The organism is Pseudomonas sp. H26/SER47-MNA-CIBAN-0231, from assembly GCF_040310465.1.
In the GTDB taxonomy this organism is placed as follows: domain Bacteria; phylum Pseudomonadota; class Gammaproteobacteria; order Pseudomonadales; family Pseudomonadaceae; genus Aquipseudomonas; species Aquipseudomonas atacamensis.
Genome location: NZ_JBEOPW010000031.1, coordinates 1 through 13,268, shown reverse-complemented (window position 1 = coordinate 13,268; position 13,268 = coordinate 1). Strand labels below are relative to the sequence as shown.

The following is a 13,268-nucleotide window of genomic DNA, read 5'->3' as shown; positions in this document are numbered from 1 at the left end:
ATGGTCTGGCTCGCGGCGTTGCTGTTGCTCCTCGGTTCGCTGTTATTGCTGGGCAATCACCTGCTCACCGAGCGCCGCCGCGTGCGACAGGTGCATCAGCGCTTGCACGGCCAATTGGTCCGGGAAAACCGTTTCGGCCACTGGCTGCGCGCACTGGGCAACAGCCGTTTCGGCCGGGGCTCGGTGAGCATCGACAGCGAAACCCAGACCCTGCTCGGCCGCCTCGGTTGGCGCCGCGCCAACGAACGCGCGCTCTTCGCCGCCTGCCAGATCGGCACGCCGCTGCTCGCTCTGGGGCTGGCGATCTTTTTGCAGGAAGTGTTTTTTCCGCAGACCAGCCACCGCTGGATGGCGCCGATGTTCGCTGCGGGCGGCGGCTATCTACTGCCCAAACGCCTGCTCGCCTACGCCGCCGCCCGCCGACAGAAAACCATCGCCGTGGAAATCTCCACGTTCATTCCGCTGCTGCGCATCCTCTTTGAATCCGGCATGGCCGTGGAACAAGCGCTGCGTGTGCTCAGCGTCGAAGCGCAGAAACTGCTGCCGGAGCTGACCAGCGAACTGCGCCTGATCCTCAGCCGCGTCGACTCGGGTCTGGAGCTGGGTCAGGAGCTGAACAAGACCGCGGTGATGCTCGCGGTGGACGAATTCACCGACACCTGCGTGATCCTCCAGCAACTGATCCACCAGGGCGGCGGTGCGATGAAATCACTGCTGGCGCTCAAGCAATTACTCGATGACCGACGCCTGACCCGGCTGCAGGAATACATCTCGAAAATGTCCGCGAAGATGTCGGTGGTGATGATGCTGTTTCTGTTTCCCGCCCTGCTGATCGTACTGGCCGGCCCGGGCTTCACCGCCATTGCCCGCGCGTTCGCAAACTGACCTTGGCTCATGGAGAGCGTTTGATGAAAGTACTGATAGTCATGGCAAGTCTGTTGCTGCTCAGCGGCTGCGTCACGGATGGCCAGGCGCCGTGGACCTCGCTGCTGTCCCCGTCCAGCTGCAGCAAACTCACGTCGGAGCAGGAACTGTCGCTGAACCTCGCCGATGATCTGGCCAGCGACGGCAAGCTCCACGCCAGCCTCGCCAACCTGCAAAGCCTGCCGGACAACCTCAGCGAAGTGCGCCTGCGCAAAGCCAAGGTCTATCGCCTGCTCGGCCGCAGCGAAGCCGAGCCGCTCTACCGCAGCCTGCTCGGCGGCTGCCTCACCGCCCAGGCCGAACATGGCCTGGGCCAGGTCTACGCCGCCCGTGGCGACAACGGCCAGGCCCAGGCCCACCTGCAACGCGCCGCGCGCCTGGCGCCCACCGACGAAAAAATCCGCAATGACCTCGGCGTGGTCTACCTCAACCAACTGCGCCTCAACGAAGCGAAATTCGAATTCCTCACCGCCATCGAGCTGAGCCAGAACAATCAACTGGCGACGCTGAACATGGTCACCCTGCTGCTCTACCAGAACGACTGGCCGCAAGCTGCGGAAATCGTCAGCCGCTCGAAACTGACCCCGGAACAATTCACCGAAGCGCAGCAACGCGCGGAAAAGCTCAAAGCTCCGACCAACACCAAAGCCACACCCGGCGACCGCGTCGCCGCCTTCATCGACCCGCTACCGCCGACGCTCGAATAGGAGACAGCCATGACCATCCGCAAAGGCCTGTGCTACCTGACCCTGCTCACCCTGCCCCTCAGCGCCCACGCCATCGACACCGGCCCTGCTTCAGCGCAACAACAGGAAACCGAAGGCTGGCTGGTTCTGCAAAGCCGCAACAAAGCCGCCTCCCCCAAACCTCAGAGTGCAACAGCCACCGAACGCGAACTGGCGATGCAGCGCTGGCTGAAGAAATACCAGTACGAGATTCCGGATTTTTACGATCCGGATGCGGGCGGGAAGATCGAGAGCAAGAATTAGTTTGTTGGTGCGCTTAAAGGCCCCTTCGCGAGCAAGCTCGCTCCCACAGTCGACCGCGTGCTTTCGGTGGGAGCGAGCCTGCTCGCGAAGAACGATAACGCGGTTTCAGCTCTGCGGATCCACCCGATCCAGCGCTCGATTCACCGCCAGCTCGGCCAGCATGACAATCTGCTGAATCGCCAACGCCGTGCTGCGCTGAAACCCGCTCAACTCGCCAGCGAAATTACTCGCCATCGCACTCGCTGACGCCAGCGACTCACAGGCATGCGCCAACAGGCTTTCCGTATCGACATTGGGCACCACCATGAACAGCGTGCTGGGCGGGTGCGGTTTTGCAGGTTCGGGGCAGAGATAGAAATCGAGCGCGCGTTTTATCGCTTCGCGGTTTTTCACAAGATCGTCGGCGCGCATGGCGTCTTCGAGCGGGGTGGTGGGGGATGGGGGTGGGTCTGGGATCAGTTTGTCCATGAGAACTCCTACTTGGCTGTGACGCCCTCTTCTGTCGTTTCCACACGACAAAAGGTGGCAGCTGTACGCAGGGTGGAAAACCGATAAGTAGGCAACCGGCCAGACCAAAGTCTGCCCACGCACAGCCGCCGCGACACAGTTTGCAGACGAACGAACACGCCGACAACGATTACGGTAGCAATGCAAAGCAACTACTTGAATTTCAGGTTTCCACACCTGACCGCTGAGTTGTCAGCGACAGCCAGAGACTAGTGACCCGACGTCCGACGGACAACCTGAAAACCTTGTGGGAAGGTTCTGGCAAATCAGACACAGATTTAAACAATCAAAATCAAAAGCACCCTCACCCTAGCCCTCTCCCAGAGGGAGAGGGGACCGACCCGAGTTGTTTGGGCGAAGTACACCGACCTGAAATACCGAGTCGAACACAGATTTGAAGCAGATCAAAAGCACCCTCACCCTAGCCCTCTCCCAGAGGGAGAGGGGACCGATCGAGTTGTTTGGGCGAAGTACACCGACCTGAAATACCGAGTCGAACACAGATTTTGAAGCAGATCAAAAGCACCCTCACCCTAGCCCTCTCCCAGAGGAGAGGGGACCGACCGAGTAGTTTGGGTCAGGTATGCCGACCTGAGATACCGAGTCGAATGCAAATTTTGAACAACCCGCAAATCGGCTCCCTCTCCCTCGGGAGAGGGCTGGGGTGAGGGGCGAATCCAGCGCAAAACGAAAGCCAGACACCGCATGCTTTTCACCACTCAAAACAATGAGCGCAAGCTCGAGTAGCTTTTGATCTTGATCTGGGAGCCCGTCGGCAGGCTGAGTGGAGGGATTGATCCGGGCGTGGGAGCGCAGCGACCGTCTGGCGCAGCCAGACACAGCGGAAGGAGGTGCAGCGAAGCAAACCGGAGCCGCTGCGCCAGGATCGATCCCGGAGCGAAGGAACCCCGAGCCCCAGCGAGGGGCCGAACGTCAGGGCACAGCCTTTTGGTTACTTTTTGGCGTTTGAAAAAGTGACTCGCCGTAAGGGCGAAACCGCCAGCCGCAACACCCGAAGAAACGGATATTCACCCCAACCACCCAAAGCATGGTCGGCCCAAAGGCCGCCAAGTCAATGCGCCGTAACCCGCTGCCGCCCCGCCGAACTACCAGGAGAAAGCGCCAAAGCCAACTGCGTCCGATTATGCATATGCGTCAACCGCAACACCTGCGACACATACAACTTCACTGTGTTCTCCGTAATCCCCAACTCACAGGCAATCTGATAATTGGTCTGCCCCTTGCCCACCAACCGCGCCACATCCAACTGCCGGGGCGACAACTGATTGAACACCGCCGGCATCTCCACAGACTCAGGCTCACCATCACTCACCACCGGCACGGGCGAGCGCCGTACCTTGTCCAGATCCTGATAAAGGTCATCAATCGACTCGGACAAAAACTGCAACTTCTGATTCAAATGCCCCAGATGCAGATTCTTCTGCCGCTCCTGCAAAGCCAGTTCCTGGCGCTGCACACCCTCAAGCAACTCTGCCAGATCGATCGGCTTCTGATAGTAATCGGCAATCCCCGCGCGCAACGCCTTGATCACATCCTGCTTGTCAGCGCGCCCGGTGAGCATGATCGCCTCGAACACCCGCTGCTTGCCGGCCAGCCGCTGCAACGCCTGGATCAATTCGATGCCGTCCATGTCCGGCATGTGCAAATCACTCAGCACCAGACCGATGTCCGGGTCCGCCCTGAACAGCTCGATGGCTTCAAGACTCGAGTCGCACGGCACGCAACGGTAGCCACTGCTCTCGAGAAACTCACAGAGTTCTTCGACGATCAGCGGCTGATCATCGACCACGAGGATTTTTACCGAATTAGGCTTGTTCACGAACCACTCCATTTGCTCGGCCAACGCTGACGATTCCTGCACTTTGGTGGCGTATTCGCCTGAATTGAAAGTAGACCCACTTTCCGACTATGTACATAGGACTAGTGGCACCCCGCGATCAGGTGATCCAGTACAGCGAAAGCACTACACCTACCCACACGAACGGCGCAAATGGCAGCTTTTTTGACTTGTCCGGGGCCAGATGACGCACATGCTCTCTAACTCCTTGAGCCATATGAGGCCAGACTTTTGGCGCGAGCAGCAGCCACAGCACGCTGGCCACGCCCGCGCCGATAAACGCGCCGAGAACGAATATGCCGTTCGTCGCAAGACCCAGGGCTGTCATTAATTTCACATCGCCGGCGCCCATGCGGCCGAGGAAATAACCCGGCAGCGTCAGCAGCAGAGCGATCAGGCAGGCCCAGCCGCCTTGCGCCGCGTTGGCGCCCAGCCAAGTAGTGCCAGTCGCCAACAACCAGACCAACGCCAGCGCGCCCACGCCTAACGTCAATGCGTTGGAAATGCGTCGCTGGCGGGCATCTTGGGCGGCGCAGAACGCCAGCCAGATCAGAACAAGGAAAATCTGCATCCGCTGAAAGCCGTCCGTTTTGCCTGAATGATTCTATGCTGATACTACGCAGTGACTGTCAGGGTAGACGCACGCATGAAAAACGGCTTTCGCAGGTCGCAAAAAGGTGCGGTGGCGATCGAATTCGCCTTGGTGTTCATCATCTTTTTCGCAGTGTTTTACGGGTTGGTCAGCTACGGCCTGCCCTTCGTGATGATGCAATCGTTCAACCAGGCCACCGCTGAGGCGGTGCGCCGCAGCGTTGCGGTGGACCCGACCACGCCGAACTATTCGACGGTGGTGGTCAACACCGCCAATGCCGCGCTGACCCAGCAACTGCAATGGCTGCCCTCGGCCTTGAATCTGGTGGTCGGCACCGACACCAGTGCGGCCTACGACGCGGGGACTGGCACCCTGACCGTCAGCGTCAATTACCCGGTGAGCAAGCTCAACCAGATCATGCCGTTTCTGGTGCTGCCGGGCATCGGCACGGTGCCCAATCTGCCGACGCACCTGACCGCCCGCTCGAGCCTGCAATTTTGACCGCCGGCGATAAGTTTTTCGGGCGCTTGCTCATGCGCGCCCCCACCGCAGCTCACGACTTGCCGGACCATCTCGGCGCGCCGCCGATCGGCCTGCATTTTTATCTGGATGGCAACGGCGATGTGTTGCAGATCGCCGGCCCGCTGCGGCATTTGCTCGCCCAGCACAAACCTCAGGGTCAGCCGCTGCCGCTCAGCGCCTACCTGCTGCCGCACAGTCTGCTGACTATCGAAGGTCAGCCCAGAGACTGGCAGGGGCAACTCCTCGATCTCGACTTTTCCGGGCTCAATGATCAGCCCCTGCACCTGCGCGGCTGGGTGCAGCCGCTGGAGGATGGCTGGCGATTGCAGATGCTCGACATCGCCGACCTGTTGCTCGAACGTCAGCAAGCGCGCGATCGCGACGCCTGCCAGACCCTCGCCGCGCAGGTCAGCGATCGTCTGCGCACGTGCAGCCTGACGCGTCTGCCGACGGTGCTTGGCGAACAATTGCAGGCCATCGCCCAGCGCTGGCATATCCCCTGCCTCGCCGTGGCGTTACTGGATGAACAGGCCCAGGGCTGGCAGATTCATCAACAGTATCGCGGCCACGATGCCCCGCAACTGTGGGAGGACGGCCAGCCGCTGGGCACGCCGCTGGACAGCCTCAACGGCAGCGCGCCGCAACGCCTCGCCGGCCCGCAGGGCCGCTATGAACATTCGCGATTGCAGGCCACGTTCGGCAACGCCAACGGTTTCGCCGTGCCCTACAGCAATGACCAGGGTGTGGTCGCGTGGCTGCTCTGCGGGTTTTATACAGTCGACAACGTGGCGCCATGGCTGACCGATCGCGACTGGCTGACCTTGGCCGGTGCGCTGGCCGGACCGCTGCTCAGCCGCTTGCGCGAGCAGCGCCATGTGCAATCGATGGAACGTCTTGATTCCCTGCAAAACCTGCTCGGCACTGGCTGGTGGGAAATCAGTGCCGAAGAGCAGATTACGCTGGCGCCGACGCTGGCCTCGGCACTCAATCTCAGCGATCGCCTGCTGCCGGTAGAAGACTGGCTGTCACTGTTTCATCCCGCCGACCGCGACGAATTGCGCAGCCGTTTGCGCGCCCTGCAATGGCAGGGCGAAGCGCTGACCCTGAGCGTGCGTCTACACCACGCGGAGGCCGGCGCAGCAGTGACGTGGTACCGGATTCAGGGCCAGGTCAGCGGCACCGGTGAGCATCGGCGTCTGGTCGGGTTCATGCTCGATATCAGCGACATCCAGAATCAACAACAGCGCGCCGCTGCCGCCCATGCGCGGCTGGATAATCTGATTGCCAGCTCACCGGCGGTGATCTACGTGCAGCGCTATGCAGAAGGTGCGCTGATCCCGGCGTTTTTCAGCGCCAGCCTGCAACCCTTGCTGGGCTGGACGCTGGAAGATTGCGATGCAGCAACACTGGCCGAGCGCGTGCATCCCGAAGACCGTGAACTGTATTTCCAGCGCAACCGCCAGTTGCTGCGCGAAGGTTCGGTGCGTGCGCGTTATCGCCTGCGCGACAGCGGTGGCGACTATCACTGGCTGCTCGATGAAGCGAAACTGCTGCGCAACGATCTCGGGTTGCCGGTCGAGGCGGTGGGCCTGTGGCTGGACGTCACCGACGCGACGCTTGCCGCCGAGCAGGTGCGGCAAAGCGAAGAGCGTTACCGGATTCTGGTCGAGGACTCGCCGGCGATGATCTGCCGCTATCGCCCGGACCTGACGCTGATCTTTGGCAACCGACCGTTGGCGACTTATCTGGAATGCACCCCGGAACAACTGCCCGGGGTTGATCTGGGTGGGTGGATGTCCGACGAACAGCGCGCAGCGTTCGTTCAGCGCTTGAGCCAACTGACGCCGCAACAGCCAGTGAGTACAGCGGAAATCAGCCTGCAATTGCCCGGACGCGAACACGCCTGGTGGGTCTGGTCGGATCGCGGCGTGTTCGATGAGCAGGGACAGTTGATCGAAGTGCAAGCGGTGGGCCGCGACAACACCGAGGTGCGCCGCTCGCAACAGCAACTCACCCAAAGCGCGAAAATGGCCACCCTCGGCGAAATGGCCACCGGCCTCGCCCACGAAATCAACCAGCCGCTTAACGTCATGCGCATGGCCATCGTCAACGTGCTCAAGCGCCTCGGCAACGGTGATGTGCAGGTCGATTACCTGACCGACAAACTCAACCGCATCGACGCTCAGGTTCAACGCGCAGCGAAGGTGGTCGACCACATGCGTATATTCGGCCGGCGCTCGGAAATCGAACAACAATTGTTCAACCCGGCCCAAGCCATCGAAGGCACCCTGTCGCTACTGGCCGAAGGCATGCGCGGCAAAGGTGTCAATCTGCGCATCAGCGAGACCGGCTTCGAGGCGCAGGTGCGCGGCTACGTCGATCAGTTGGAGCAGGTGCTGATCAATCTGATGGTCAACGCCCGCGACGCCCTGCTCGGCAAACGCGAGGGCGACTCAACGTTCAAGCCGTGGATTTCGATCTACGCCGAGCGCGACGAGGAAAGCGTGCGGCTGTGGGTCGAGGACAATGGCGGCGGCATCGATCCGCGTTTGCTGGAGCGGATCTTCGAGCCGTTCTTCACCACCAAACCGATCGGCGTCGGCACCGGTCTGGGCCTGTCGGTGAGCTACGGCATCATCGCCAACATGGGCGGCCAGTTGAGCGTGCGCAACTCCACGGAGGGCGCACGGTTCTGCATCGAATTGCCGATTGCCACGGATGATCAGATCACCAGATAGGCCTTGCCGGTCTGCCCGCAGGTCATGTTGGCGCCCACCTCTGTATCCATCAGGTTGATGCCCAGGCCTTTGAGCAGATTATTCAACAACGGGTCGAGCAAGGGACTGATCAAACCGGTGACCACTGGCAACAAGCGGTTGCTGACGTCGCTGATCAACGAAGCCACCCCAGTGACGATAGCGCCCAGCGGATTGCTGCCCACGGGTTTGTAGACGATCAGGTTGATGCCCGACAGGGTGTTCGCCAGGCTGCCGACGATGTTGCTGGTCGGCGCGGCCGGTAGCACGCTGGGCGGCAGTTTCAGATTGGCCGGGGTGGCGAAGGGTGTGGTGCTGGAGAACAGCAGATTCTGCGTGGTCTGCGCGACGCTGGTGTCGAGTTTGATGGCGATGCCGCCCGCGCCGTACTGCACGTGGGAGGCGGCATCGCAACTGCCGATGCCGAGAACCCTGTGGCAGGTGATGATGCCGAGATCGACCAGCGGCAGCGGCGCCACCGTTGGTTCGGCGACTGAAGAGAACGCCGCGACAGGATCGATCTTGCCGAGTTTGAGATCTGCCAGAGAGGTTGTTGTGGCGGCAGTCAGGCTTTTGCTGCCGCTGTCGTCGGTCGGGCAGCGGTAATCGGTGACATAGCTTTTCGCCCCGCCGGCATCCAGCGCGATGTCGATCTGCGGTGAGGGCAGCAGCTTCGGATCGAGCTGTTGGCAGCCGGCACCCAACAGGCAGAACACTGAATTGATTGTGTCCACCAGATTCAGGCTCAACAGCGCATTGAGCGTCGGCGTTAGCATACCGACCAGCCCTGATACCGCGTTCGTCAGCCCTACGACTCCCGTCAACACCGGCAGATTCACCGACAACAGCGTGCGCACCTGCGCAGTGCGCACATAAATCCGGTCCGGTCCCAACGGATCGGCCTTGGCCCGCGCCGGATCACCAATCGCCGAGAACTGCGGCGGTTCGATCACCTTCACCCGTACCGTGACACCGGCCAGCCCCAGCACGTTGACCGGCAAGGTCGCCGCCACCGCGCTCTTGCTGTTGGCCAGTTGCACCACGCCCTGCACCAGTTGCAGCAATTGCAGGTTGGCATCCAGCCCCGCCGCCGTGGTGCCGGTTTGCAGTTGCAGGATCTCGCCGAGTCTGACCGGCGCCGCATTGATGGCGGCGGCCTGCAACTGGCCCAGCGCGGTGACCACTTGCGCGGTCGCGCCGTTGAGTTGCACTACCGTCGCTGCGGCCTGAATCAACTGCGTCACCGTCGCTTGGGTATTGAGCAACTGCGTGTAATTGCCAGCACCGACGTTGAGGTCGATGGCCAGTTGATCGAGGTATTTGAGCAGGTTGATATCGGTGTGCAGCAAGCCGTCCCAGCCCACCGCCGTGAGGTTGACGTTGCCGCCGAGCAACCCGGAAAAGAGCGGATTGAGGATGTTCGACTGCGCTGTGTCGATGCTGGCGAGGGTGCTGCGAATATTCAGTTGGGCGACGGTCGGCTGCGGTTTGGCCGCGACTGCCGAAGCATTGAGCGTGGTATTGAGGCTGACCGGCGTGGCACTGAACAGCGCCTGCACACCGCCAGCAAAACTGCTGGTGACCGTACGACTGGCAGCGACTTTGACTGCGCTTGATTGCGTGGCATCGACAGTGAAACTGCGCATACCGCTGGCAGCGGTGGCCAGTGTGCCGCAGGTGGTCGCGAGCGTATTGGCGGCATCCACCACGTAGCCATTGCGCAGCGCACTTTGCCCGGCATAACTGGCGGCGCTCAGCCCGGGCAGGCAATTGCCGCCGCGACTGACCGCTTCGAGGGCGGCGGTATCCACCACCCGCTGTAATTTGCGCTGTTCCATGTACAAGCGACCGCTGTCGACCACCAGCAACATCATCACCAGCGCCAGACTCAGGGTGGCAGCCGCCATCAAGCCGATCGCCCCGCGTTGCCGGGCCGGGCCGTTGCCTTGCGATCCTGGCGACATGGCGCACTCCTTTGCCGGCGCAGTGCCGAGCGCTACCTCCGTTAATGAAAAAGAGTGTAGACGCGGTCGGTCGAGAGTGCTGGCGTCGCGCCACTTAGGGCGCCACCGCCTACTGTGGGAGCGAGCTTGCTCGCGAAGGCGTCGGGTCAAGCGATCAGGATGTTGAATGTATCGCCGCCTTCGTGAGCAAGCTCACTCCCACAGGGATTTGTGCTGGGGGATGAATAAATAATCAACGCGGTGGATAGTTGGCCAGGATCCGTGTGACGGTCTCGCGAATGGCATTGCTGCGGTCAGCCGGATTCGGGCGGTTGCTGAGCATTTGCTCATCGCTGCCACGCCAGACCAGTTTGCCGTCCTTGCCGTCGAGCAGGTCGATCTGAATGGTCGCGACCTTGTAGGTGATGTTGCGCGTTTCGTTGTACATCGGTGCGCCCCAGTAGCCATTCCACGGGCCGCCCCAACCGCCGCCGTAGTTGGTCGTCACCTGCTGCTGCCGGTCCTCGACGATCAGGTAGGTCTGCACGCTCAGATCGCCCTTGCCGCCGCCGGCAGCCGGGCGCAAACCGCGCTGATCGAGTTGATCGGCCACCGCCTGGCGGATGCGCTGTTCGGTGAGGTCGCTTTTGATGCGCGGATCATCGGGGCGATATTGCAGGGCCGGGTCTTTCCAGCTCCAGCTGCGATAAGCGGCAAAGTCGCGGCTGGCGTCGAAATCGTGATTGACCTGATTGGCGGCGCAGGCACTGAGCAGCGCGGCAACAGCGAGTAGAGCGAGACGGCGGAACATGATTTTTCTCCGGGTGAAGACATGAACCTGCTGACACGACGTCAGCTGGGAGGATACGCCGCCATGGCTTTTTCCACAGCCTCGCGGATCGCATCGGCGCGTTCGATCTGATTGCCCTGGGTGCCGGTTTCGGCGCTGGCGCTCCACACCGGCTGACCATTGCCGGCATCGAACAGATCGACCCGCACCACTACGACCTGCTCTTGATAGGTGCGCACGATCGGCACGCTGTTGTACATGCCGTAACCGCGACCATAACGATCATAGCCGCCGTATCCGCCGTAGTAGCCGTAATCATCGCGCACCTGACGCAAACGGGTTTCCAGACGCAGGTCGGCGCTGACCAGCAGGTCGGCCGGGCGGTTGTCGCGCATCGGCCGCAAGCCGCGTTGGTCGAGGGCGTTGCTGACCGCCTCGGCCACTTGCGCCGAGTCAGCCCACGCCGTGCCCGGCGGCAACTGCCCGTCGCGCCAGGCCCAATTGCGGTAGCGTCCGTAATCCCGCGGCGGCGCCGGGTAGGCGCTGCGGTCGAAGGTGGCGGCGGCTTGCGGCGGTGCCGGCGGCAACGGCCGTGACTGAGCCACGTAGGGGTTGCTGCCCTGGCAAGCGGCCAACCCCAGACTTATCAGCAATAACCCGCATTGAGCTTTCATGTCGCGCTCCGCTCAGATCGGCCGGCAGATCCAGTGCAAGTAACGCCCAAGCCCGGCGAAGCCTGGGTGACGACGGTGCGCGAGTTCCATTTCCAGCAAGTCCGCCAGTTCGGCGCGGGCCTGGAATTCCACCGGCATGTAATCGTGAAATACCCGTACGCCGCTCTGACTTTCGACCTGCCACATACCGGCGAGTTGCGTTGCCAATTCCCTTGGGTCGAGAGGCTGCTGCGGGGTCAGGCTCTGCTTCTCGCCGGCCATGACGTTCTTGCGCATTTTCTTGAAGTGGCCCTTGAGCAGATTGCGATAAATCAGCGCGTCACGGTTGTAGAAGGCCAGCGACAGCCAGCCGCCGGGCTTGGTCAACTGGTGCAGCACCGGCAGGATCGCGTGGGGCTCGGCGAGCCATTCCAGCACGGCGTGGCAGATCACCAGATCGTAGGGCTCGGTGAGCTGACCGGGCAGTTCCTGCCACGGCGCCTGAATGAATGTCGCGGTGTGTCCGGCTTCGGCAAAACGCTGGCGCGCACCTTCGAGCATCGGTTCCGCCGGCTCGGTGAAGGTGACGTCATGGCCGCGCTCGGCCAGCCACAGCGACATATGCCCCAGCCCCCCGCCGATATCCAGCACGCGCAGCGGCCGATCCGGCAAGGCCTCGGTCAGATCGGCCTGTAATACCGCGAGGCGAATCGCGCCTTTGGCGCCGCCGTAGATTTTTTCGGCGAAGCGCGTGGCCAACTGGTCGAAATGACGGTCGCTCATCAGCTGAACCGCCGTTCGCTGTCGGCGAGCTTGGCGCGCACCACTTCATTCATGTCCAGACCCAGTTCGCTGCACAGCAGCAACAGATACAGGACGATATCGCCGACTTCCTGCCCGGCATGCGCGAGTTTGTCCGCCGGTAACTGGCGTGACTGGTCTTCCGTCAGCCACTGGAAGATTTCCACCAGCTCGGCCATTTCGACGCTGGCGGCCATGGCGAGGTTTTTCGGGCTGTGAAATTGCCGCCAGTCATTGCGGTCACGAATGGCGTGCAGGCGTTCGGTCAGTTCAACAAGGTTCATCGGGCTCTCCTGAAGACGCATAGCTTCGGGGGGATGCGGGCTGAAGGCAAGCAGCGCAGATGATCAATTGTGGGAGCGAGCCTGCTCGCGAAAGCGATGGATCATCCAGACCGGATTTGCCTGACACGCCGCCTTCGCGAGCAGGCTCGCTCCCACACATGATGCGGGCAAACCTTCTATCATGCAGGGAACTCGGCCACCCTCGATGTGGCCCAAGGCTCAGCTCTTTCATCAGGGATGCACACATGCGTGTAGAAAGCTTTTTCGAATGGCTCGGCCAGGCACTCGGTTCGATCATCCGCTTTATCGTCGACGGCCTCAGTGGCCTGTTCAATATGCTCAGCAACGCCGGCGGCAACTTTGTCGACGGCCTGGCGCAAACGCTGGGGATGGACACCTCGATCATCAGCATCATCGCCCTGATCGTTGGCCTGATGCTGCTGTGGTCGGCGATCCGGGCGTTCATGAACGCGTCGATCATTGCCGGGATCATCTGGTTGTTGCTGGGGTTGTGGTTGTTGAGCTGGATTATTCACTAGTGCTTCAAAAGCCCCTCACCCCAGCCCTCTCCCTGTATGTACCGGACACATGGTGGACAGGTGTTCGGAGACATGGTGGACACTTTTTAATAGGCACATTGCTCATCATC

General features: G+C 61.5%; 14 protein-coding genes. 6 read left to right on the top strand and 8 right to left on the bottom strand.

All coding sequences use genetic code 11. From position 1 onward, the window contains the following. From AAEZ10_RS26555 to AAEZ10_RS26545, 3 genes are read left to right on the top strand one after another with little or no spacing between them, the layout of a single operon-like run. Complete coding sequence (locus AAEZ10_RS26555) at positions 1-885, top strand: type II secretion system F family protein (protein WP_110647081.1); 885 nt, start codon at positions 1-3, stop codon at positions 883-885. Positions 886-908: 23 nt separating this feature from the next. After that, positions 909-1,631 carry a tetratricopeptide repeat protein gene (locus AAEZ10_RS26550; protein WP_323167002.1) on the top strand — a complete coding sequence of 241 codons (723 nt, stop codon included), beginning with the start codon at positions 909-911 and terminating at the stop codon, positions 1,629-1,631. Positions 1,632-1,640: 9 nt separating this feature from the next. After that, positions 1,641-1,913 carry a DUF3613 domain-containing protein gene (locus AAEZ10_RS26545; RefSeq protein WP_110647083.1) on the top strand — a complete coding sequence of 91 codons (273 nt, stop codon included), beginning with the start codon at positions 1,641-1,643 and terminating at the stop codon, positions 1,911-1,913. 105 nt (positions 1,914-2,018) lie between these two features. On the opposite strand, the gene AAEZ10_RS26540 is transcribed toward AAEZ10_RS26545, so the two are convergent. The 3 genes from AAEZ10_RS26540 to AAEZ10_RS26530 form a co-directional block, all read right to left on the bottom strand. After that, on the bottom strand, positions 2,019-2,381 hold the full coding sequence (locus tag AAEZ10_RS26540) for a DUF6124 family protein (RefSeq protein ID WP_024011438.1): 363 nt from the start codon (positions 2,379-2,381) through the stop codon (positions 2,019-2,021). A gap of 1,111 nt (positions 2,382-3,492) precedes the next feature. Next, positions 3,493-4,272, bottom strand: coding sequence for a response regulator (locus AAEZ10_RS26535; protein ID WP_390896790.1), 780 nt, complete (start codon positions 4,270-4,272; stop codon positions 3,493-3,495). A gap of 106 nt (positions 4,273-4,378) precedes the next feature. Next, a complete protein-coding gene (locus tag AAEZ10_RS26530) occupies positions 4,379-4,849 on the bottom strand; it encodes an A24 family peptidase (protein ID WP_350571689.1) in 471 nt (156 codons plus the stop codon). A gap of 75 nt (positions 4,850-4,924) precedes the next feature. Between AAEZ10_RS26530 and AAEZ10_RS26525 the strand changes: the two genes are divergently transcribed. Continuing rightward, a complete protein-coding gene (locus AAEZ10_RS26525; protein WP_024011435.1) occupies positions 4,925-5,371 on the top strand; it encodes a TadE/TadG family type IV pilus assembly protein in 447 nt (148 codons plus the stop codon). Next, entirely contained in the window at positions 5,368-8,130 is a 2,763-nt protein-coding gene (locus tag AAEZ10_RS26520) for a PAS domain-containing sensor histidine kinase (protein WP_350571687.1), read from the top strand. The genes AAEZ10_RS26525 and AAEZ10_RS26520 overlap by 4 nt, the downstream gene beginning before the upstream one ends. Here the strand turns inward: AAEZ10_RS26520 and AAEZ10_RS26515 are convergent. From AAEZ10_RS26515 to AAEZ10_RS26495, 5 genes are all read right to left on the bottom strand, one after another. Continuing rightward, a complete protein-coding gene (locus AAEZ10_RS26515; RefSeq protein WP_350571685.1) occupies positions 8,115-10,112 on the bottom strand; it encodes a pilus assembly protein TadG-related protein in 1,998 nt (665 codons plus the stop codon). The genes AAEZ10_RS26520 and AAEZ10_RS26515 overlap by 16 nt on opposite strands. 232 nt (positions 10,113-10,344) lie before the next feature. After that, positions 10,345-10,902 carry a DUF4136 domain-containing protein gene (locus tag AAEZ10_RS26510; RefSeq protein ID WP_024011432.1) on the bottom strand — a complete coding sequence of 186 codons (558 nt, stop codon included), beginning with the start codon at positions 10,900-10,902 and terminating at the stop codon, positions 10,345-10,347. Between the two features lie 41 nt (positions 10,903-10,943). Then, positions 10,944-11,555 (bottom strand): DUF4136 domain-containing protein, encoded by a 612-nt coding sequence (locus tag AAEZ10_RS26505; RefSeq protein WP_350571683.1) that lies wholly within the window; start codon positions 11,553-11,555, stop codon positions 10,944-10,946. A gap of 12 nt (positions 11,556-11,567) precedes the next feature. Next, positions 11,568-12,317 (bottom strand): methyltransferase domain-containing protein, encoded by a 750-nt coding sequence (locus tag AAEZ10_RS26500; RefSeq protein ID WP_024011431.1) that lies wholly within the window; start codon positions 12,315-12,317, stop codon positions 11,568-11,570. Beyond that, positions 12,317-12,619: a MazG-like family protein gene (locus AAEZ10_RS26495; protein ID WP_016771852.1), complete on the bottom strand. Its 303-nt coding sequence runs from the start codon at positions 12,617-12,619 to the stop codon at positions 12,317-12,319. Before AAEZ10_RS26495 ends, AAEZ10_RS26500 begins: the two co-directional genes overlap by 1 nt. Positions 12,620-12,864: 245 nt before the next feature. On the opposite strand from AAEZ10_RS26495, the gene AAEZ10_RS26490 reads away from it, so the two are divergent. Then, on the top strand, positions 12,865-13,158 hold the full coding sequence (locus tag AAEZ10_RS26490; protein WP_073471796.1) for a hypothetical protein: 294 nt from the start codon (positions 12,865-12,867) through the stop codon (positions 13,156-13,158). Positions 13,159-13,268 lie beyond the last annotated feature (110 nt).